Genomic DNA, 22,332 nt, shown 5'->3' on the forward strand with positions numbered 1-22,332 from the left:
CTAAGATAGCTTATTAACAGAATCCCGATAAACAATTTGATACGGAATAATAATCCGTTTGGCGGGTTCGTTTTTATTCTTTGTTTTTTCAATCAGAACTTTAGCAGATTGTGCACCAAGTTCATAGATTTGAATATCAACCGTTGTCAGTGCTGGTTTAGTAATCTCAGAAAGATAGACATTGTTAAAGCTTACTAAAGAAATATCCTGTGGCACCCGAATGCCATAGCTCTCTAACATACTTAAAATCCCGAGGCTAATTAGGTCATCACTGACTACTAAGCCGGTTGGTTTTGTATCTAAAGACATGAGATGTTCTACAGCCTCTCGCCCACCTGATTTGAGAAATTCCGTATGAATTCTGTACGCATCGCACTCTTCTATGCCTGCCTCGTTTAACGCAGCCACATAACCACTTTCACGATCACGTGTAACAAACAATTCCCTTGAGCCACCAATAAAAGCAATTTTCTCATGTCCCATATCAATTAAATGCTTCGTTATTTCTTTCCCAGCTCTGAAGTTATCATTATCTACATGATTGATTTCTGTATCAAAATCATAGGGCTTCCCAACAATGACAAATGGAAAACCTTGTTCTCTCAAGAAATTGGTAACCTTATCATTTATTCGTGAATAAAGAAGAATGACACCATCCACATAGCTTCCATATACGATGCGTTGCACTTCACTTAAAATCTCTTTTTCCGTTTCCCCTGTTGATAGATACATGGAATACTCAGCATCATGTAGAACCGAACCGATTCCTCGTAAAATTTCTGGAAAGAATGGATTTTGTAAAGCCACATTCGTAGATGATGGCATAATGACACCAATTGCTTTTGTCGACTTGGCAACAAGATTACGGGCATTAATATTCGGATGGTACCCTAAATCTTTCATTGCTTTCCTTACTTTCTTCTTCGTATCTTCACTTATTCTTGGGTTATCAGCAATAACACGAGAAACAGTAGAGGGGGAAACCCCACTGATTTTTGCTACATCTTTAATTGTTACCATCTTCCCACCTCTACCTTTTTTCTCCAATATTTATAGACTAATTATACTACTATTTTTTCCATTGACTAGAACATCTTTGTTTAAACAAATTAGTTCAATCTTAATTTCCTTATATGCAGGCTGATAGTTTCCTTCTTTTGATACGACATTGATTTCTACTTGATCAGCAGAAGATTGTATATCAAAAACCATTTTGAGATATTCCCCGTTCTCATAAGCAAAGGTTTCTCCATCATCATCGTAGAACGTAAATGAGTAGTTCGCATCGTCAGAAGCAAAAACTTTCATCGTAAGACTTTTTGTTTCTTTATCTTGATTGGATTGCCACTCGGTTTGCATAAGCGCTGTGCCTTTGCGAACAAAAATTGGTAAATCTTCTAATTCCGCATGGATAAGATGCACTTTTTCTCCTTCATAGCTTGCACCCGTTGTATATTCCACCCAATCTCCTTTAGGTAAATACACCGCTCGATCAGTAACAGAAGGATTCAAAATTGGCGCGAAGATGACGTTATCTCCAAGCATAAATTGATCATTTAAGTTATACGTTTTAGCATCATCTGGATACTCCATTAGTAATGGACGCATAACTGGCAGACCTTGTTCACTAGCTTGATAAAATAGTGAATAAAGCTGAGGCATCCATTGATAACGCATTTGGATATATTTTTTCATAATCGCTTCATATTTTTCACCAAACTGCCATGGCTCTTGGTAACGGAAACCAATCGCAGAATGGTTTCGGAAAAATGGTGTAAAAGCTCCGACCTGAATCCAACGTGTTAATAGTTCTGCATTTGTATCATGCGCAAAACCACCCACATCTGGACCGGTAAAAGGAACGCCCGATAAACCTAAGTTCATCACCATTGGCAGAGACATTTGCAAATGCTCCCAGAAGCTACGGTTATCCCCTGTCCATACTGATCCATAACGTTGCACACCGGCATAACCCGCTCTTGTCAGTAAAAATGGACGTTTCCCTTGAAGGTTTTCTTTCATTCCTTCATAAGTGGCTTTTCCCATTAATAAACCGTACACATTATGCAATTCGCGATGCGTCGCCCGATTGCCATCATTTCGGTGGATGACATCTAAATCCATTGTTTTCGATTCATTGAATACAGCTGGCTCATTCATATCATTCCAGATTCCTTCAATTCCCATCGAAGTATAGAATTCATGTTTTTTGCCCCACCATTTGCGAACCTTTTCCTCTGTAAAATCAGGGAAAGCACTCACACCCGGCCAAACTTCTCCGTAGTAAATATTCCCCTCAATATATTTACAGAAATGATCCTCAAGGACACCTTCTTGATAAATCGGATATTCCGCATCCTTTTTCACACCAGGATCTACAATCGGTACAACACGGATGCCCATTTCTTTCAAATCAGCAATTAGCTGTTCTGGATTCGGGAATCGTTCTTTATCAAAAGTAAATACACGATAGCCATTCATATAGTGAATATCTAAATGAATCACATCAACTGGGATATCTTTTTTGATAAAATTCTTTGCTAACTCTCTTACTTCCGCTTCCGTCTCATAGCTATAACGAGATTGATGGTAGCCTATCGACCATTTTGGCGGGAGTGGCATTCTACCAGTTAGATATGTGTATTGCTCTAACACCAATTTCGGATGAGGTCCAGCCAATACATAATAATCTAACTGTCCGCCCTCTGCCGAAAAGGAATAATACTCTTCGGATGATTGCAGATCAAAGTACGTTTTATACGTATTATCGAAAAAGATTCCGTGCACTTTGCCATCACGCAATGTCATGAAATAAGGAATTGACTCATACAGCGCTTTTGTTTCTGGGTTATGGGGCGCATACACATCGGTATTCCACATTTCTAATTTCTCGCCACGTTTATCTAAATGACCAGATTTTTCACCAAAGCCATAGAAGTGATCCTGAGCGTCCATCTGTTTGAATGCAATGACCTCGCCGTTTTCACGGTAAGCCATTCCGCGCGAGTCCTCATTTACAAGGACTCTCCCATGCGTATCTGCAACCGTCACACGGAATGGTGCTTTTTGCAAAGTCACAACAAGCTCCTTCGTTTTTAGGGTTAGCTCATGCTCTGTGTTAATTTCTTCTATCTCTACATGCTCCGGACGAACCATCACTGCTTGAGAGTTATCCAACAACGGTTTTTTCGTCGCATTCATTGTTACTCGAACGATCGAATCTGTAAATACCTGTAAGGTAACAAATCCGTTTGTACAGTTAAACGTATAACCAGCTGCATCCTTTTCATAGCCAACTAGATTACCAATATCAGTATAAGAAAAAGCTCCATCCTTTTTTTCTTTTCCTGGGTGTATAGCAAAGCTTGTATCTTCAAGCATTGGTGTACCTCCTGTTAAACAAAAAATGTACAACTGTGCGTACCAAATTCCATTTATTTTTTATTATTGTTAATTTGATTAACCACATCATCGCTAAAACGAGTTTTTGTAAATACCAACAGAAGTAAGATAACGAAACCAAACGTTTGTGTCATGAGCATCGTAATAATATCAAATTGAATAAAACCTAATACACTAGCGATAATCGTTGGTAACCCAAGTGTATTAACAACTAAATTGACCGATTCCTTATACGTACGAATCGTTGATAGTTGTCCCTTCTTGCTCAAGTATACAAATAGAGATGAACCCAAAGTTATCAAAACAATACTAACGAGCAATAATATAAATAGAGATACTAGTAAACTTCCTACAATGAAAGTTTTATTTTGGATAAACCATTGTCTAGATAGCTCCGACTTCAGTTCCTCTATAGACGATACACCTTCTATTGAAAAATCTTTCGTATAGGTGACTGAAGTGACCGGATTTTCGCCATCTTTAATAATCAATTCATTTTCTTGAAATAAAAGTGTATTAGGAGCTTCTAAAGCTTTTTCCTCTTGTGCTGTGGATACATTTCCCCCAACAATTCCATTATCATATTCTTCAAAAAAGGGCTCTGATAATGTCAGAGTCCCTTCTGAAAACTCCGCGCCATCCAAGAATTCAATTACGGATTCATCTAGCAAGTCAAACGCATTGGGATACGTTTCTTCTACCGGATAAGAATCCATTTTTGCCATACTCAAAGATAATGGAATCATCATTAATCCATTTATAAATAACAGCACAATAACAATTTGAAACCAATTTAATTGTTTTCTACCTGTAAACACACGTTTTGGTGTTATTATGCTCTTGAAAAAATTGAGTGGAAATATATCCGTTTTCATGTTGTTCACTTCATTTCTTTAAGAATAAGAATTCATGTATTAGCCTTTAGTACCACCAGAAGTTAAGCCTGCAACAAAGTGTTTTTGAAGCATAAAGAATAACAACGTGATTGGTATTGCGATTAAAATGGCACCCGCAGAGAATAATGCCACCTTTTGGTTTTGTGGGTTATTGATAAATGTTTGTAATCCTATGGCAACCGTATATTTTTCCGGTGTACGTAATAGGAATTTTGCTAGCATATACTCGCCGAATGGTGTCATAAATGCCCATAAGGATTGTACGGCAATCATAGGCTTTACTAATGGTAGTACAATCTGAATAAAAATTCGGAAATGGCCAGCACCATCAAGTTTAGCCGATTCATCCAAATCATATGGCACTGTATCGAAATATCCCTTCATTAGCCATGTATTCATAGGAATACCACCACCAATGTATAGGAACATTAGGAACCAAGTTTGATTTAGAGCTCCCATTAATAATGCCATAACATAGAATGCTGTTAATGCAGCAGTAGTGGGTACCATTTGGACAATTAGGAAAAACATTAAGCTTTTCTTACGACCAACAAAACGATAACGACTATACGTATAACCCGCTAGTGTAATAACTGTTACTTGGACAACCATCGTAACTAAAGCAATAATAAGTGTATTCCAATACCACTCCCCAAATAAGGTTTCGGAAAATAGTCTCTTAAAATTATCTAAAGTCCACTCTGTATCGAAGCTCAAGTCAAACGCTGCTACGTTTCCTGCTTTAAATGCCGAACTCGCTGTAATCAGCAGCGGGTAGATGATGATAACTGCCAATATCAATAGATAGAAATACGTAAAAAATTTGCCAACGAACTGGGAGGTCTTTTGGGATTTCATTATTCTGTTCATCATTAATCCTCCATTTCAAATGCTTTCGTTTTCTTAAAGACAATCAACGAAATGCCTATGATAAATAAGGAAATAAATAATGTCACGGCAGATGCTACTGAATACTGTGGTGACGTTCCTGTTGTCAATTTATAAATCCATGAGATTAGGATATCAGTTGAACCTGCTCCTGCCCCAATACTTCCTGGACCACCTTCATTAAATAGGTAAATCATCGAGAAGTTATTGAAGTTCCCCGTATATTGTGTAATGAAAATTGGTGCAGCAATCGTGAAGATTGCAGGCATCGTCACGTGTCTAAAACGTTGTAAGACCCCAGCACCATCAATGCGCGCAGCTTCATATTGTTCCTCTGGAATAGATTGCAGGATACCCGATACAAGGACATAAATGAACGGAAATCCTAACCATCCTTGAATTAAAATAATCGCTATCTTTGTAAATGTCGGATCTGTCTTCCACGGCAGACTTCCAATATCAACGAACGGTATTAACGCATCAATTAACGGAATGACCTGTGTGTTAATCGCACCAATACTATCATTAAACATATTAGAGAAACTCATAATCGTAATAAAAGCTGGTACTGCCCATGGTAAAAGGAAGATAATACCGAATACTCGCTTAAACTTAATAAACTTTTGGTTTAATACGATAGCAGTAAAAATACCAATTGTAATTTGAAGTGTTGTTGCTGCTACAGTCCAAATCACCGTCCAACCAAAAACAGCTAAGAACGTATCACGATAAGAACTTAAGAAAAATATATTTGTAAAGTTTTCAAATCCTACCCAGTCAATAAGCTTTGCTGGTGGAATATGATAAAAATCATAGTTGGTGAATGCAATAAATATGGTTACTAATACTGGGAATACAATTGCAAAGACCATTGCTACATATGCTGGAATTGTAAACAAATATGGGAATCCATTATCAACCATATTCAATAGAATGGACTTGATAGAGGTATTTACTTTTTTACCTTCCGCCCATAATTTAGCAACTTTTCTAGCGTCATTAAAATTAATCGCGTAAAAAAGTATAAATAATAGAAGAATTAGTAGTTGTAAGGAACCTTCAATTAGAATGAAAAGTGAATGGTCCATACCAGGGGTACTTCCAAGTGTGATTAAACCAATCAATGCTTCCGCTCCAAAGTTAATCATTTCGATTACAAATAAAGCGAAAATAATTAGAAATGCAATACCCTTAAATAGTTGCTTATTATAAATTTGACCTAAACCCGGAACTATAGAGAGCAATGTTGCTGTTCTCATACGTTTTTTGTCTGTTTCTATATATTCCACATTATCTCACTCCCTTATAAGAAAAGCTGAAGGCGCCCGACTATCGGCGACAAGCATAAGACAAGCCAGCGTGAAGGTTGTTTTTTAACCTTCTCGATGGATTGGCTTATGACCAAGGAAAAAGTGTACTATCTTTTTCACTCGAGCCGATGGCGCCTGAAGCTGGACAATTCTCAAAATCAAAAATTATGCTTTCTTATCTATAAACAAACTGAGGCAGAGAAAAAATCTCTGCCAAAGTCTATTATCCCATTATTAGTATTTTTGATCGATATTTTCACTAATAACGACAACTGCATCATTTGCTGATTGTTCTGGAGTTTTATTTCCAGAAGCCGCATCAAACATTAATGTAGCAGCACCTGTCCAAACTTCAGCCATTTGAGGAATATTTGGCATAGGAATTGCATTATTATATTGGTTGATAACCGCAGTTGTTAACTCGTCACCCGCTTCAGCAACTGTTACTCTTGTCATTTGGTTAGCAGGTACTTCTCCTTTTGCTTCATACAATTTTTGTTGGTTTGCTTCGTTTGTTACAAAGTCTAACCATTTGTTTGCAGCTTCTTTATCTTTTGCATAGTTACTGGCAATCCAAGCTTTACCACCAGCAAATGGTTGATATTCTTCACCATTTGGTAGTGTAGGAATCATTGCTACGCCATAGTTAATGCCAGCTTCTTTGTAATTAGAAGCAGACCATGGTCCACCAATGATAGCTGCTGCTTTACCAGATGTAAATTGCTCATCAATGAAGCTTCCAGCAGTAGTTGAATCTAACATACCTTGTGGCCATTTACCAAACCATTCAGTAGCATATTTAATACCTTCAATAGCACCTTCAGTATTTAAACCGATTTCTGATGGGTTCGTACCATTTTCACCAAATACATAACCACCGTAAGCAGATAGTAATCCATATGTGCTATAGAAATCTAACCAGTTAGCAAGGAATGCTGTGCTTCTTCCTTTTTCTGATTCAAATGCAAAACGCTCATCTTTTGTTAACGCATCTAAATCTGCGAAAGTAGCAGGAGCTTGATCAATTAAATCTTTATTATAGTAAAGAATTAGAGATTCAATAACAAATGGAGCACCATAAATTTTGCCATCAATTGTTACTTGTTGTTTATCTAAATCATCATAACGACCATCATCTGGTAAAGCATATTCAGCAAGATGTCCTTGTTGACCTAAGTTACCAACTCTGTCATAAGGAGCAATCATAACGTCTGGAGCAATTCCAGCAGGTCCATCTAATGGAAGTGCTTCTAAAGTTTCGAATAAGTCTCTTTCCGTTACTGTTACGTCAATGCCTGTTTCTTCTTCAAAAGCAGGTACAATAGAATTTACATAATCAATATAACCAGCTTCAACACCGATTTCTAAAGTTCCAGCATTTTTTGCTCCATCTTCAGTGGATTTTCCGCCTTCTTCTTTGTCTCCGCATGCTGTTAATGCTAGTAAGCTAGTTACCATTGCTACTGAAGCGAATTTTTTCCAAGTAAATTTCATACTTGTTTTTCCCCTCTTTCTTTTTTTGGTTATTACCTAACAAAAAACTTTTTATTTTGTAAGGCTTCATCAAATAGCTTCATGCTTAATGACAATCTTATACATTCGAAAATGTCTCTTTCTATTTCTCGACTGTATTTTAATGTTTGTCACAAACCATTTGGCCCTCATTTAGTTTCCTCACAATTTCTGCGAAAACGTTTGCGCAACCTTACAAAATCATTGTACCTTGTTTTATTTTTTTGTGCAACCGTTTTCATTATTTTTTATCTATAAAAATATTTGGTTGTTGAATAGTTGACAACTTAAAACGCTTACAGTAGATTAAGATTATAAAAATTTGAGGGCAATGCATTGTTTAACAACAACCCCGTTTACATTTGTAAACGGGGTTGTTTTCATTTAAAGGCGGGTTCTTTTAAGGTAACAATTACCCCTACTAAAGCTTGCATTCCCTTTCTATAAGACAAAATAAAAGGAGAATTTCTATGATAAAAGAAGCAATTTTTCACCGACCAAAAAATAACTTTGCCTATGCCTATGACAAAGACACCTTGCACATTATGTTACAAACGAAGAAAGACGACGTTGTTGATGTTCAGCTTATTGCTGGGGATCCCTATGATTGGGTTGGCAGCACTTGGCAAACGACAGCAAGTCCTATGAGGAAATCTGGTACTACGTCACTTTATGATTATTGGTTTATTGAAGTAGAACCCACATTCCATCGTATGCGCTATGGCTTTAAATGCTCAGATGGAGAGGAAACATTCTATTATACGGAGGGCGGTTTCTTCCCCACAAAACCAACTGAAATTGCAAACTATTTTTGCTTCCCATATCTCAATAATATCGATGTTTTTCAAGCACCAGATTGGGTAAAGGACACAGTTTGGTATCAAATTTTCCCAGAGCGTTTTGGGAATGGAGATCCTTCTATTAATCCAGAGGGTACGCTTGAATGGGGAAGCACTGATCCTACTCCTAGTAACTTTTTCGGTGGGGATTTTCAAGGTGTCATCGATCACTTAGATCACCTTGTTGAATTAGGAATAAGCGGGATCTATTTCACTCCTATTTTTAAAGCTTATTCGAATCACAAATATGACACGATTGACTATATGGAAATCGACCCACAGTTTGGGGATAAAGAAACATTTCGCCGACTAGTCCAAGAATGTCATAAACGTGGAATTCGTGTCATGCTAGATGCAGTGTTTAACCATAGTGGCTTTTATTTCCCTGCATTTCAGGATGTATTAGAAAACCAGGAAAAATCAACGTACAAGGATTGGTTCCATTTATGGGAGTTTCCTGTCGTCACAGAGCCAAAGCCTAATTTTGATACATTTGCCTTTACTTCACAAATGCCGAAGCTCAATACAGAGAATCCGGAAGTTAAGGAATATTTATTAAATGTGGCTCGTTATTGGGTAGAGGAATTTGATATTGATGGCTGGCGTTTGGATGTTGCCAATGAAGTTGATCATGCGTTTTGGAGAGATTTTCGTAAAGTAGTTAAAGCTGCTAAATCTGATGCCTATATATTGGGAGAAATTTGGCATGACTCCATGCCTTGGTTACAAGGAGATCAATTTGATGCTGTCATGAACTATCCATTTACCAATAGTGCAATCGATTTCCTTGCAAAAGACACGATCACAGCACAAGATTTCACTGATTCCATTGTTAAGGTCCTTCATATGTATCCGAAAAATGTGAATGAAGTTGCCTTTAACCTATTGGATAGTCATGATACACCTCGTATCTTAACACTCGCTAACGATAATCCTGAACGAGTTAAGCTGTTATATCTTTTCCAATTAAGCTTTATTGGGTCACCTTGTATTTACTATGGCGATGAAATTGGAATGGCAGGCGGTCAGGATCCGGGTTGCCGAGCTTGTATGGAATGGGATGAAAGTAAGCAGGACCGAGAGCTATTTAACTATGTGAAGACACTTATCGCATGGCGTAAGGAAGATCCACTCGTAGGGAATGGTGGAGATTTCCGCTTTATCCATGCGGATGTGGAAAAGAGCTATGTCGTCTATGAAAAAGCAGATGGGCAACGTAGATTATTGTTCGTGCTGAATAATAGCGAGGAACTGGTAGAAGTGACGAAAGAGCAGCTATCTTGCGGGGAAACGATTCATGAGTTAGCGATGGAAGATGGTTCGGTTAAAAAGACATCTATAAATCTAGATAACCCTATTCAAGTGGATGGATTGAGATTCCGGGTGTTTGAGGAAATAATAGGATAAATGGGAAAGGGACTGAGAAAGCACATAGAAAGTGCTGAATCAGTCCCTTTTGTTTGCCGCTTCCTAGTGAGCACTTTTAAAATATCATAAGAAAATTATAAAACTAGTGAACATAGAAAAAGCAAATGCTCTGGAATGCACTTAAATTCCAGAACCAGTTGCTTTTTCTTTTATACGTTTTTTCCGCTTTAGATACAGATATATCAAAGAAGCTTCGATTAGAACCCTTAAGAACTACTCTATAACTGAATATTTTTAACCATTATCAATATCTTTGACACAAATTAAATTTTCACCCGTCTAATAAGGTGAATTCAAATATCGGGGGACCCTAACTTTATGACAAATGTTAGAGAGATCATTTCAGAGTGGTTTTACCTATATAGCAATGACGTTTACAACTTTTTGGTTTACTACACAGGTACAACAGATGTGGAGGATTTAGTACAAGAGGTTTTTATTAAAGCTGGGCGTGGCCTTAACTCATATAAAAATCTGGCCCCACCCAAGACTTGGCTCTTCACCATTGCACGAAATACAGCCATAGACGAAGCGAGAAAGATAGAAACAAAGACTAGCAAAAAGAGTGCACCACTCTATGAGCGATTGTTGAAGCAGCAAACAACAGCTAATCCAGAACATATCCTCCTAAAAAAGGAAGAACAGAGAGAACTTTACCTCTCAATCTCTAAACTGAAAAAGAAATTTCGAGAAGTGTTAATCCTGAGGGGAATTCAAGGATTATCCGTAAGGGAAACTGCCCAAATATTAAATTGGAGGGAAACCGAGGTACGCACAAATTACCATCGTGCGCTAAAGGCGTTGCGGCTGCATTTAAGTCAGGAGGATCGCAAGTGAAAGATAATCAAAATCATTTAGAAGAAAAGCTTAGTGAATTACCAAGACATAGTTTGAGTAAGTCAACACAAGACCATATGCATCAACAGGTGATGAATGCCCTAAACGATGTAGAGGTACAACAAAAAGGGAGCAGAATATTAATGAAAAAAATACAAATAGGAATTGCGTCATCAGCTGCAATTGTTTTATTTGGTATATTGAGTGTAAACTTTATCCTTAATAATGAAAATCACTCTGGAGAACAAGAAATAAAAGAACCAGAAGTAGAAGTAGAGCAAACTCCAACACCTAACAAGGATATACAGCAAGATTATCAGGAGCAAGACCAGAAGGATATAGAGACTACTGACGAAGAACAAGTAAGTGTGGAACAAAAAGCAACAGCAATATATAATGCCCTTCGTAACCGAGATATGGATTTACTATCAAGCTACGTACATTCGGAGAAAGGTCTATTTTTATCACTATCGTCTTACCTACAAGATTATGGAGTTGTTTTTGAAAAAAGTGAAGTCTCTTCACTACTGGAAGATGACAAGGAGTATACATGGGGCATCGGAGAAGCAAATATGGAACTAATCTATACTCCAAAGGATTACATGGATAGGTTCTTAAAACCAGATACTTTCCTCCACCCTGATAATGCATTTTTTGACTCTCAAACACCACGGAGCGACTTGCACAAACCAATAGAGGCAGCCTTCCCAGGGTCCAAAATCGTCGAGTTTTATAAAGAAACTAAATATGAAGATTGGAAAAGCGTCTACCTTGTATTTGAACCAAACGAACATTCAATCTGGGAGCTAGTCGCGATTATAAGTAACGAGTGGACACCTTAAATCATAAAACTTGTTCAAAACGTATTATGAAACTAAATAAAAAACCTCTCGAAATATGATCGAGAGGTTTTTTTGACACTTTAAATGGCAGATTACATCATGCCGCCCATTCCACCCATGCCGCTCATGTCAGGCATTGAAGCGGAACCAGCTGGTTCTGGCTTGTCAGCAACTACTGCTTCAGTTGTTAAGAACATAGCCGCTACAGATGCTGCGTTTTGAAGAGCTGAACGTGTAACCTTAGTTGGGTCCACGATACCAGCTTCGATCATGTTTACCCATTGGTTCGTTGCAGCGTTGAAGCCCATTCCGATTTCTTCGTGCTTTAAGCGCTCAACAACGACAGATCCTTCAAGACCAGCGTTTGCAGCGATTGTACGAACTGGCTCTTCGATTGCACGAAGTACGATGTTGATACCAGTTTGCTCGTCGCCTTCAGCTTGAAGAGCAGCCACTTTGTTATAAACGTTAAGTAGGGCAACTCCCCCACCAGAAACGATTCCTTCCTCAACAGCAGCGCGAGTTGAGTTAAGAGCGTCTTCGATACGAAGCTTGCGTTCTTTAAGTTCAGTTTCAGTAGCAGCACCAACTTTAACAACTGCCACACCACCAGCTAATTTAGCAAGGCGTTCTTGTAATTTTTCACGGTCAAATTCAGAAGAAGTCTCTTCCATTTGGCCACGGATTTGATTTACACGAGCTGCGATTTGATCAGCATCTCCAGCACCTTCAACGATTGTTGTATTTTCTTTTGTTACAACAATTTTTGCAGCGCGACCAAGATGTGATACGTTCGCAGACTTAAGCTCTAGACCTAGGTCTTCAGTGATTACTGTACCACCAGTAAGAACTGCGATATCTTCAAGCATTGCTTTACGACGGTCACCAAATCCAGGAGCTTTAACAGCAACTGCATTGAATGTTCCACGTAATTTGTTTAATACTAATGTTGGAAGAGCTTCCCCTTCAACATCTTCAGCAATGATTAATAGTGGCTTACCTTGTTGTACCACTTGCTCAAGAACTGGAAGAATTTCTTGAACACTGCTGATCTTCTTGTCAGTGATTAACACGTATGGGTTATCAAGGACAGCTTCCATTTTATCAGAATCCGTTACCATGTAAGGAGATGCATATCCACGGTCGAATTGCATACCTTCTACTACATCAAGTTCTGTAGTGAAGCCTTTAGATTCTTCAATTGTGATAACGCCATCGTTTCCAACGCGCTCCATAGCTTCAGCGATTAATTGACCAACTTCTTCGTCAGCAGAAGAGATTGCAGCAACTTGTGCAATTGATTCTTTGCTTTCAACTGGCTTAGAAATTGCTTGTAATTCTTCAATAGCAGTAATAACCGCTTTTTCGATACCTTTACGGATAACCATTGGATTAGCGCCAGCAGTTACGTTCTTTAAGCCTTCGCGAATCATCGCTTGTGCAAGAACTGTAGCAGTCGTTGTTCCGTCCCCAGCTACATCGTTTGTTTTGCTAGCAACTTCAGCAACTAGCTTTGCACCCATGTTTTCGAAAGCATCTTCTAATTCGATTTCTTTTGCGATAGTTACACCATCATTTGTAATTAATGGAGAACCGAATTTCTTCTCAAGAACCACGTTACGACCCTTTGGTCCAAGAGTTACTTTTACTGCATCTGCAAGAGCATCTACACCGCGAAGCATCGCGCGACGAGCATCTTCACTGAATTTAATCTCTTTTGCCATTTGTAAAAACCTCCTTGAATTGATTATCTTTTAAAAATTGATTCACAAGCGACTAGACGTGTCCTTATGAAATGAATTCAACTCTACTTTATTTATTCGCCAACAATAGCTAAGATGTCATTTTCACGTAAAATTAAGTATTCTGCACCTTGGTACTTCACTTCTGTACCAGAGTATTTTGAGAAGATAATTCTTTCGCCTACTGCAACTTCTAGAGCTACACGCTCACCGTTGTCTAGTACGCGACCAGTACCTACAGCTACAACTTTTCCTTCTTGAGGCTTTTCTTTAGCTGAGTCAGGTAACACGATTCCGCTAGCAGTTTTTTCTTCAGTTTCAACAAGCTCGATAACAATGCGATCACCTAGTGGCTTTAACAAGTGAAACAACCTCCTCATTTTACATATGTTTTATTTATTAGCACTCTATCTACTCGAGTGCTAACACAATTATTATATTAATGAATTCAAATAATTTTTGCAAGCGTCAAAGAGCATTTTTTACATAAAATTTAACAACCATTTCAAAATACAACCTTTAAAGTATATACAAGTTTTCTTAAATTATCCGAACTTTTTCCTACTTCTAATTGTATCTTTCTCCTTTTTCTTAGTAGAATGGTTTATAGTGTAGGATAAGTCGTGAATTTGGGCTCTTAACGAAAGAATAGAGATTCTTTACATATATGTTTTAAAAGCCTAAATTAAAAGGGGAATCATAATGTGAAAAAAGAATATTGGTATGTTCTAATTGCTTATATAGGAATGCAGCTTTCAACCTTTGTTGGGGTACCTGCTATTACCTTCGGAGGTATTTTACTGGGGCAAAATGTAGAAGATATGGCTGTCTTAGCCGGCGTAATCTGGATTGTGTTCAGCTTTGCCTTAGCGCTTCTGATCGTTCTATTACTACTCCGAAATGAAATGAAAAGTAATCAACTCGATCGAAATGCTTCATCAGTAGGAGCATCCGTCGTTTGGGGTGTATGTGGAATTTTTCTTGCCTTAATCGCACAAAGCTTAGCTGCCACAGTGGAAAGCTGGCTCGGAATTGAAATGGGGTCAGAAAATACGCAGCAAATCATCTCACTGATCGAATCTTTTCCGATTGTGATTATTGTTAGTTCCATTATTGGACCTATTTTAGAAGAAATCGTCTTTCGAAAAATCATTTTCGGTACATTCTATAAACGATTCAACTTTTTCCTATCAGCTCTTTTTAGCTCGGTCATTTTCGCCTTAGCCCATATGGAAATTGAACATGTCTTACTATATTCCGCGATGGGATTCACATTTGCTTATCTTTATGTAAAAACAAAACGAATTCTCGTACCGATTTTCGCACACGTCGCGATGAATACATTCGTTGTCTTAGTTCAATCTGTTTTTAAAGAGGATCTCGAAAAAATTATCGAGCAATCAGAAAAAATTCAAAGCTTCATCGGAGGTCTTTTCATATGAGACAAACACCATTGTTTTCAGGCATTCTCTATATAATTCTCGGATTATTTTTCACCTATTTTGCAGTCCAGGACTTACAACAAAATGGCGAATGGGGAATCTTTACATACTTGCTTGTGATCCTAGCTACTTTTGATTTCGGAAACGGCATTCGGATGATCCTCTTCCATTTTAAAATCCGAACGCTACAGAAAAACAAAAAATGAGTGGGTCTATTGGGACCCACTCATTTTCTATTCTTCGATTTCTTCAACTTCGTTGACTCCATAATGCTTTAAGAAATACACCAAAGATTGAAGCTCTACAGCAAGGTCAATATGGTGAACACGCATTGTCGCAGGAACGGTTAGTCGAGCTGGTGTGAAGTTTAAGATCCCTTTTACATTTGCTTTTGCCAAGCGATCAGTAATCGACTGTGCATAAGGAGCTGGAACCGTCAGAATTGCAATTGATATTCCTAGTTCCTCTAATACCTTTTCCATATCATCCATATGATAAATTGTCACGCCGCTCATTGTTGAGCCGATTTTTGCCTCATCAATATCGAAAGCAACAGAAATTTTGGTATTGTTATTCTTTAAAAAATTATAATTTAACAGTGCTGTCCCAAGATTTCCGACCCCAACTAAAGCAACCTTCGTTAGCTCATCCTGGTCAAGCGTCTTACGGAAAAAGGACAATAAATAATCAACATTGTAACCATACCCTTTTTTCCCAAGGGCTCCAAAATAAGAGAAATCTCTGCGAATTGTAGCCGAATCTACCTTTACCGCCTCACTCAATTCAGCTGAGGATACTCTTAGCTTCCCTGCGGAATGTAGATTTTTTAAAAAACGATAATATAAAGGCAATCTTTTTGCTGTTGCTTGAGGAATCTTTAACGTTTCGCTGCTCATTTTATTTCCTCCACCCCTGTAAAATATGTCCGTATTAGATTGTAAATCTTATCGCACTTTATTTTCTCTTTTAAAATCCCCGTTCTTTCCACCTGTCTTCTCGACAAGATACGTCTTTCCAATAACCATGCCTTTGTCCACAGCCTTACACATATCATAGACGGTTAAAGCCGTAACAGAAGCCGCTGTTAACGCTTCCATTTCTACACCTGTATTTCCTTTTGTTTTGGCAGATGCAGTGATCATCAGTCGATAGTCATCATTCTCGATTTCCCATTCGAATGAAATATTCACACCTGTTAGTGGAATCGGATGACACATTGGAATAATGTCAGCTGTTTTTTTGCAAGCCATGATGCCAGCGACCTGAGCTACTGCCAATACATCGCCTTTTTTGTTGTGATTGTTCGTAATTTGATCGTATATTGCTTTGTTCACTGTTATACTTGAGTTAGCAACAGCTGTCCGTACGGTTTCCTGCTTGTCACTAACGTCCACCATTTTGGCTCTGCCTTCTTCATTAAAATGTGTAAATTCTGCCATTAAGAAAACACCTCATTCCAAATATACACCATTTCGACAAATTTGTGAAAACATTGTTATCCATTTCACATAAAACTATTCGAGTTTATTCGAGAAACTCCTCTTTTATTGCCCTTACCCATTGATTAGGATACACTATTTTTAGACATATAGAGGTGAATATAAATGATTTTATTACAGGTGAATCAACTCTCGAAATCGTTTGGGGCTGACCCCATTTTAACGAATATAAAGCTTGAAATTCAAACACGCGATCGAATTGCCCTTGTTGGCCGTAATGGAGCTGGAAAATCGACGCTTCTTAAAATTATTGCCGGACAGCTTTCATATGAATCTGGTGAAATTGTGAAGCCAAAGGGTGTTGATATTGGCTATTTAGCCCAAAACACTGGATTGGAATCCGATTCTTCGATTTGGGATGAAATGCTGACTGTCTTTGAAGATTTGCAAAAACAAGAGAAGCTCCTTCGTAAGCTTGAAAAGCAAATGTCTGATCCTGCAATCTTCAACGATACTCGTGAGTATGAGCGGATTTTAAAAGAATATGACCATCTCCAGGTTTCTTTCAAAGAAAATGGCGGATACCAATACGAATCGGATATTCGTTCCGTATTACACGGCTTGAACTTTCATTCCTTTGATTACTCTACAAAAATTTCGAGCTTAAGCGGAGGGCAAAAGACTAGACTTGCCCTGGCAAAGCTACTTTTAACGAAACCAGATATTCTGATATTGGATGAGCCGACGAACCACTTAGACATTGATACTCTATCTTGGTTAGAAGGCTATCTTCAAGGCTATGATGGAGCGATTTTAATCGTTTCCCATGACCGTTACTTTTTAGATAAGGTCGTTAATCAGGTGTACGAAATCTCAAGACTGCATATTAGCAAGTACACCGGCAACTACAGTGCGTATTTGGATCAAAAAGCGGCCAATTATGAGCGTGAAATGAAGCAATATGAGAAGCAACAAGAGGAAATTGCGAAGCTCCAGGATTTTATCCAACGAAATTTGGCGCGCGCCTCCACGACGAAAAGAGCACAAAGTCGTAGAAAACAACTTGATCGCATTCAAGTGATGGACAGGCCACTTGGAGATGAAAAGTCAGCTTCCTTTGGCTTTGACATCGAGCGTCAAAGTGGAAACGATGTCTTGAAAATCGATTCTTTAGCAGTCGGATATAATGGGGAAAAGGTTAGTGAAAATCTCTCTTTCCGTATTACTCGAGGAGATAGTATTGCCCTCGTTGGTCCGAACGGAATTGGTAAATCGACGCTATTAAAAACACTGATTGACCAGCTATCCCCAATCGCTGGAGAGATCCACTTCGGTTCAAACGTCACGATAGGATACTATGATCAGGAGCAAACTCAGCTCTCGTCTAATAAAAGGGTATTAAACGAACTGTGGGACGAATATCCTCTTAAAAATGAAAAGGATATCCGCACGGTACTAGGAAACTTCTTATTTTCTGGAGACGATGTCCTAAAGACTGTTTCAACCCTTTCAGGTGGGGAAAAGGCTCGACTTGTTTTAGCGAAACTGATGATGAAAAAAGCGAACTTTTTAATCCTGGATGAGCCAACGAACCATCTTGATTTAGACAGCAAGGAAGTGCTAGAGAACTCTCTCATCGATTATCCAGGAACGATTCTGTTCGTATCCCACGATCGATACTTCATCAATCGAATCGCAACGAAAGTCATCGAGCTGGAACCTCAAAAAGCAAATGAGTTCCTTGGCGACTATGATTACTATATTGAGAAGAAATTAGAAATTGAGGAAATAAAGGCTTTAGAGGCGGCAACGAAAATATCCACAGCTCCTAAGGCAGAGCAACAAGAGAAAACGAGTTATCAACAGGATAAAGAAGCGAAGAAACTTGAAAGACAACGGAAAAGAAGATTAGAAGAAATCGAAGAACTCATTGAAAAGCTTGAAGCCACGATCGAAACGAATGAACAATTGCTTTGTGAGCCTGAAGTTTTTCAGGACCATGAACGCGTTTTGGCCATTACAAGAGACAATGATCAAGCAAAAGAAGAGCTTGAAAATCTGTTGGAAGAATGGTCTGAATTAGCTGAATAATTCGTTACTGAAGAACCGGGATAGAAGATCTATGCCCGGTTCTTTTTTTCCACAAAATTATTCACATTAGGGACTCCATAATATAAGCCTTCCACAGACTTTTCCACATTATCCACAAAATAAGTGGTTTTTATCCACATTATCAACAGTATATCAACATTTATCCACAAAAAAATCCCCTTCTAAGCGGGGATTTTGTCATAGTTCAAATTATTGGTTGTGGATGGTGATATCCAATCCAGGATTAGCGTTTAAATTAAGGCCAGCTCTCTGTCCTTTTTCAAAGAAAATGCTCCCTGCTGCGGCAATCATAGCCGCATTATCGGTACATAGAGACAATGGTGGTATAACTAGCTCCACATTGATCTCTCCAAAAGCTTCTTCTAATCGATTGCGAAGTCCTTTATTCGCAGCTACGCCTCCAGCAAGCAATACTTGGTTTACCTTATATTCTTCCGTAGCCTTTAGTGTTTTTGTTACGAGAACGTCAATGACACTTTCTTGGAAGCTTGCAGCAAGATCTTCTGGCTTAATGGTTTCTCCTCTTTGCTCTGCATTGTGGACTGTGTTAATAACAGCTGATTTCAAACCACTAAAACTAAAATCATAAGAGCCTTCTTCTAGCCATGCTCTTGGTAAATTAATGATCGGCTCTCCAACCTGTGCTAAGCGGTCAATATGAGGACCACCGGGGTAAGGCATATTCAACGTCCGTGCTACCTTATCATAAGCCTCACCGGCAGCATCGTCTCTCGTCTCCCCGATCACTTCAAAATGACCATGCTCTTTCATATACACAAGCTCCGTATGTCCACCTGATACAACGAGAGAAAGAAGAGGAAACTTCATTTCTGTCACCAAACGATTCGCATAAATATGACCTGCAATATGATGTACCGGCACTAACGGAATTTGATGGGCAAAAGACAGAGCTTTCGCAGCATTTACACCAATTAATAACGCCCCTACTAGGCCAGGTCCTTCCGTCACAGCAATTCCATCTATATCCTTAAATTCAAGTGTGGCCTGGCTCATTGCTTCTTCTAACACAATCGTAAGCTGTTCAACATGATGGCGAGAAGCAATTTCCGGAACAACTCCACCAAATCGTTTATGGCTTTCAATTTGAGATGCAACAACATTGGCAACAATTTCACGTCCATTTTTAATAATTGCCACAGCTGTTTCGTCACAGCTTGTCTCAATCCCGAGTATATATTGATCTTTTTCCATTATAAATTCACCCACATTACTAAAGCATCCTCTTGATTATCCGTATAATAATTCTTTCTTATGCCACCATCTCGGAAACCCAATTTACGATAAAGAGATTGAGCAACTTGATTGGACACTCTAACCTCTAACGTCATCGATTTCGCTCCCTTTTCTTTAGCAACCTTCATAATCTCAGTTAATAAGGTCTCTCCAAGTTTCTTACCTCGATAGTTTGGCAAAAGGGCAATATTTGTGACATGGGCCTCATCGACAATAATCCACACACCACAATAGCCAAAAATAACTTCTTCATCCTCTAAAACTAAGTATAGAGCAAAGCGATTCTTCGTTAATTCATTTTCAAAAGATTCTCTGCTCCAAGGAGTTGCAAAAGATTCATTCTCGATAATGAGAATTTGATCAATATCTGCTTCTACCATTTTTCGAAGTGTTATTTGTTTATTCATATCCTGGTTCGTCCTTAATTAGAGTCTTTTGCTTGATTCGCCTCAATCCATTTGGTTTCGGCTTCAGCTAATCGAATATAGTTTGGAACAAAGGTATGTACCTCTTCTCCTTCTCTATGCATACCTAAAAATGCTAATTCTGATGGTCGAGGATTCAGCTCAGTTAACTCAGCAAACTTCGCTTGCTCTCCCATTTCTTCTACAATAATCTCTTTGTGTAATGGAATATCGTTTCCGACAAATAGAACTGGCTGTGAAAGATTAGTCAGTTGCTTTGCCCAATCCTTTGATTGTAAAATTTGATCCTTCTCTACTGTCTTGATCTTTCCATTTTCATATTGGTACAAACCTGTATAGATTTGCCCTCTTCTCGCATCAAAAAGAGGTGACACTCCACCTGGGAAGTATCTTCCGACTGCTGCTGCCAAAATCTCTAGACTCGATACACCAACAAGTGGAATCTTTAAGGTCCAAGATAATGTTTTTGCGATCGTTACACCAATTCTAACCCCTGTGTAAGAGCCTGGTCCTTGAGCTACAACAATCTTTGTTAAATCATTGGGCGTTAAATCACAATCCTTAAGTAGCATCTCGATGGCTGGCATAACACGAATCGAATGGTTTTTCTTAACGTTTGTTACGTACTCGCCAATGACCTTCTCCTCATCAATGATCGCTATCCCTAATGGATAATTTGATGTATCAATTGCTAATACCTTCATGAAAATAACTCCTTACATAGTTCCTCATATCGAGCACCCTTAGGCTCTAAGCTAATCGTCCTCGTATCATTCTCTCCGTGCTTCAACTGAATCGTCAACAGCTCGTCAGGTAGTTGATCCTCAATTAAATGAGCCCACTCCACGACTGTAACGCCACTTCCTTCAAAATATTCATCAAAGCCTAAATCCTCGTATGAATCCTCTACGCGATAGACATCCATATGATAAAGAGGCAATCTTCCATGATACTCCTTAATAATCGTAAAGGTTGGACTGTTGACCGTTTTCTTTATTTCTAATCCTTCAGCCAATCCCTTTGTAAAAGTAGTCTTTCCTGCTCCTAAATCCCCTTCTAATGCAATCACATCCGAAGGTTTTAAAAGTTGGCCAAGACGTTTCGCAAAATTCATCGTCTCTGAAGGCTGAGTTGAGGTAAATGTATATTCACTCATATATAACTATCCTTTATCATTTTGACGTAAGATAAAAACTCCTCATTAGATATGAAAAAACCTTAGGACTTCTCCTAAGGAATCTATCTCTTCTATATGTAGTTTACCTTAATTTGCTTAGATGAGCAAAAGGCAAAATTGGGCATAAAAAAAACGAAACATCGTTTCGCTTACTTTTTTTAAAATGGCGGTCCGGACGGGACTCGAACCCGCGACCTCCTGCGTGACAGGCAGGCATTCTAACCAACTGAACTACCGGACCAAAGTTTTTTCGACGTAAGGAGAAAATAACTTACCTCTATTTTTTGCGATAGCAAAAATATCTTTCCTTATCTTTTCGACAAAGGAGAAAAGATGATTGCGGAGGCAGGATTTGAACCTGCGACCTTCGGGTTATGAGCCCGACGAGCTACCAGACTGCTCCACCCCGCGATAATATTAAATGAACGTATTTCAGTTCATGCTTCTATCTAGTAGAAGACTATAAAAATTGTTCGCCCGGCAACGTCCTACTCTCACAAGGGGACAGCCCCTAACTACCATCGGCGCTGAGAAGCTTAACTTCCGTGTTCGGTATGGGAACGGGTGTGACCTTCTCGCTATCGCCACCGGACTATTTGATTAAAGGAAACCTATTTTCGCTTGCGCGAAAAATTAAGGACACTTATTTTGCTGACGCAAAAAAGTTTATTCCCTCAAAACTAGATAATGTTGAAGAAGAAGAATTACTGAGAAACCTATTTGGTTAAGTCCTCGAACGATTAGTATCAGTCAGCTCCACACGTCACCGCGCTTCCACCTCTGACCT

20 protein-coding genes, 2 tRNA genes and 1 rRNA gene are annotated in these 22,332 nt (G+C 38.6%); 6 read left to right on the forward strand and 17 right to left on the reverse strand.

Features of this window, described 5'->3' with window-relative positions; all coding sequences use genetic code 11:
- The 6 genes from FA727_RS21965 to FA727_RS21990 form a co-directional block, all read right to left on the reverse strand.
- The gene (locus FA727_RS21965; protein WP_136833626.1) at positions 1–1,020 is read right to left on the reverse strand and encodes a LacI family DNA-binding transcriptional regulator; all 1,020 of its coding nucleotides are present in this window, start codon (positions 1,018–1,020) and stop codon (positions 1–3) included.
- A gap of 30 nt (positions 1,021–1,050) precedes the next feature.
- The gene (locus tag FA727_RS21970) at positions 1,051–3,381 is read right to left on the reverse strand and encodes a glycoside hydrolase family 31 protein (RefSeq protein WP_136833627.1); all 2,331 of its coding nucleotides are present in this window, start codon (positions 3,379–3,381) and stop codon (positions 1,051–1,053) included.
- A gap of 53 nt (positions 3,382–3,434) precedes the next feature.
- Entirely contained in the window at positions 3,435–4,277 is an 843-nt protein-coding gene (locus tag FA727_RS21975; protein WP_136833628.1) for a DUF1189 family protein, read from the reverse strand.
- Positions 4,278–4,316: 39 nt separating this feature from the next.
- The gene (locus FA727_RS21980; protein ID WP_136833629.1) at positions 4,317–5,168 is read right to left on the reverse strand and encodes a sugar ABC transporter permease; all 852 of its coding nucleotides are present in this window, start codon (positions 5,166–5,168) and stop codon (positions 4,317–4,319) included.
- Between the two features lie 2 nt (positions 5,169–5,170).
- Complete coding sequence (locus FA727_RS21985) at positions 5,171–6,445, reverse strand: sugar ABC transporter permease (protein ID WP_136833649.1); 1,275 nt, start codon at positions 6,443–6,445, stop codon at positions 5,171–5,173.
- Between the two features lie 285 nt (positions 6,446–6,730).
- A complete protein-coding gene (locus FA727_RS21990) occupies positions 6,731–7,990 on the reverse strand; it encodes an extracellular solute-binding protein (protein WP_136833630.1) in 1,260 nt (419 codons plus the stop codon).
- A 488-nt stretch (positions 7,991–8,478) separates the two neighbouring features.
- Between FA727_RS21990 and FA727_RS21995 the strand changes: the two genes are divergently transcribed.
- The 3 genes from FA727_RS21995 to FA727_RS22005 all read left to right on the forward strand — a co-directional run bounded on the left by FA727_RS21995 (position 8,479) and on the right by FA727_RS22005 (position 11,954).
- A complete protein-coding gene (locus FA727_RS21995) occupies positions 8,479–10,254 on the forward strand; it encodes a glycoside hydrolase family 13 protein (RefSeq protein ID WP_136833631.1) in 1,776 nt (591 codons plus the stop codon).
- A 339-nt stretch (positions 10,255–10,593) separates the two neighbouring features.
- Entirely contained in the window at positions 10,594–11,112 is a 519-nt protein-coding gene (locus FA727_RS22000) for an RNA polymerase sigma factor (RefSeq protein ID WP_136833632.1), read from the forward strand.
- Complete coding sequence (locus tag FA727_RS22005; RefSeq protein ID WP_136833633.1) at positions 11,109–11,954, forward strand: hypothetical protein; 846 nt, start codon at positions 11,109–11,111, stop codon at positions 11,952–11,954. The genes FA727_RS22000 and FA727_RS22005 overlap by 4 nt, the downstream gene beginning before the upstream one ends.
- Before the next feature lie 92 nt (positions 11,955–12,046).
- Here the strand turns inward: FA727_RS22005 and groL are convergent, their stop codons facing one another.
- Both groL and groES read right to left on the reverse strand, forming a co-directional pair.
- Positions 12,047–13,678 (reverse strand): chaperonin GroEL, encoded by a 1,632-nt coding sequence (gene groL, locus FA727_RS22010; protein ID WP_136833634.1) that lies wholly within the window; start codon positions 13,676–13,678, stop codon positions 12,047–12,049.
- Between the two features lie 92 nt (positions 13,679–13,770).
- Positions 13,771–14,058, reverse strand: a complete 288-nt coding sequence (gene groES / locus FA727_RS22015; RefSeq protein WP_126410312.1) for a co-chaperone GroES — start codon at positions 14,056–14,058, stop codon at positions 13,771–13,773.
- Between the two features lie 342 nt (positions 14,059–14,400).
- On the opposite strand from groES, the gene FA727_RS22020 reads away from it, so the two are divergent.
- On the forward strand, positions 14,401–15,138 hold the full coding sequence (locus tag FA727_RS22020; protein ID WP_136833635.1) for a CPBP family intramembrane glutamic endopeptidase: 738 nt from the start codon (positions 14,401–14,403) through the stop codon (positions 15,136–15,138).
- Positions 15,135–15,344, forward strand: a complete 210-nt coding sequence (locus tag FA727_RS22025) for a YdiK family protein (RefSeq protein ID WP_136833636.1) — start codon at positions 15,135–15,137, stop codon at positions 15,342–15,344. Before FA727_RS22020 ends, FA727_RS22025 begins: the two co-directional genes overlap by 4 nt.
- A 27-nt stretch (positions 15,345–15,371) precedes the next feature.
- Here FA727_RS22025 and FA727_RS22030 read toward each other — a convergent pair whose 3' ends face one another.
- Both FA727_RS22030 and moaC read right to left on the reverse strand, forming a co-directional pair.
- Complete coding sequence (locus FA727_RS22030) at positions 15,372–16,034, reverse strand: redox-sensing transcriptional repressor Rex (RefSeq protein WP_136833637.1); 663 nt, start codon at positions 16,032–16,034, stop codon at positions 15,372–15,374.
- Between the two features lie 48 nt (positions 16,035–16,082).
- Complete coding sequence (gene moaC / locus FA727_RS22035; RefSeq protein WP_136833638.1) at positions 16,083–16,577, reverse strand: cyclic pyranopterin monophosphate synthase MoaC; 495 nt, start codon at positions 16,575–16,577, stop codon at positions 16,083–16,085.
- A gap of 165 nt (positions 16,578–16,742) precedes the next feature.
- Here moaC and abc-f point away from each other — a divergent pair, with 165 nt between their 5' ends.
- Positions 16,743–18,668: a ribosomal protection-like ABC-F family protein gene (gene abc-f, locus FA727_RS22040; RefSeq protein ID WP_136833639.1), complete on the forward strand. Its 1,926-nt coding sequence runs from the start codon at positions 16,743–16,745 to the stop codon at positions 18,666–18,668.
- Between the two features lie 210 nt (positions 18,669–18,878).
- On the opposite strand, the gene tsaD is transcribed toward abc-f, so the two are convergent.
- From tsaD to rrf, 7 genes are all read right to left on the reverse strand, one after another.
- Positions 18,879–19,901 carry a tRNA (adenosine(37)-N6)-threonylcarbamoyltransferase complex transferase subunit TsaD gene (gene tsaD, locus FA727_RS22045; RefSeq protein WP_136833640.1) on the reverse strand — a complete coding sequence of 341 codons (1,023 nt, stop codon included), beginning with the start codon at positions 19,899–19,901 and terminating at the stop codon, positions 18,879–18,881.
- Positions 19,901–20,350, reverse strand: coding sequence for a ribosomal protein S18-alanine N-acetyltransferase (gene rimI, locus FA727_RS22050; RefSeq protein ID WP_136833641.1), 450 nt, complete (start codon positions 20,348–20,350; stop codon positions 19,901–19,903). The genes tsaD and rimI overlap by 1 nt, the downstream gene beginning before the upstream one ends.
- 14 nt (positions 20,351–20,364) lie before the next feature.
- Positions 20,365–21,072 carry a tRNA (adenosine(37)-N6)-threonylcarbamoyltransferase complex dimerization subunit type 1 TsaB gene (gene tsaB / locus FA727_RS22055; RefSeq protein ID WP_136833642.1) on the reverse strand — a complete coding sequence of 236 codons (708 nt, stop codon included), beginning with the start codon at positions 21,070–21,072 and terminating at the stop codon, positions 20,365–20,367.
- On the reverse strand, positions 21,069–21,524 hold the full coding sequence (gene tsaE, locus FA727_RS22060) for a tRNA (adenosine(37)-N6)-threonylcarbamoyltransferase complex ATPase subunit type 1 TsaE (protein WP_136833643.1): 456 nt from the start codon (positions 21,522–21,524) through the stop codon (positions 21,069–21,071). The genes tsaB and tsaE overlap by 4 nt, the downstream gene beginning before the upstream one ends.
- A gap of 185 nt (positions 21,525–21,709) precedes the next feature.
- Positions 21,710–21,786: transfer RNA gene (locus FA727_RS22065), tRNA-Asp, on the reverse strand.
- 96 nt (positions 21,787–21,882) lie between these two features.
- A tRNA-Met gene (locus FA727_RS22070) sits at positions 21,883–21,956 on the reverse strand.
- A 64-nt stretch (positions 21,957–22,020) separates the two neighbouring features.
- Positions 22,021–22,137, reverse strand: a 5S ribosomal RNA gene (gene rrf, locus FA727_RS22075).
- Positions 22,138–22,332: the final 195 nt, after the last annotated feature.

It is taken from the genome of Robertmurraya kyonggiensis (assembly GCF_005116465.1).
In the GTDB taxonomy this organism is placed as follows: Bacteria; Bacillota; Bacilli; order Bacillales; family Cytobacillaceae; genus Robertmurraya; species Robertmurraya kyonggiensis.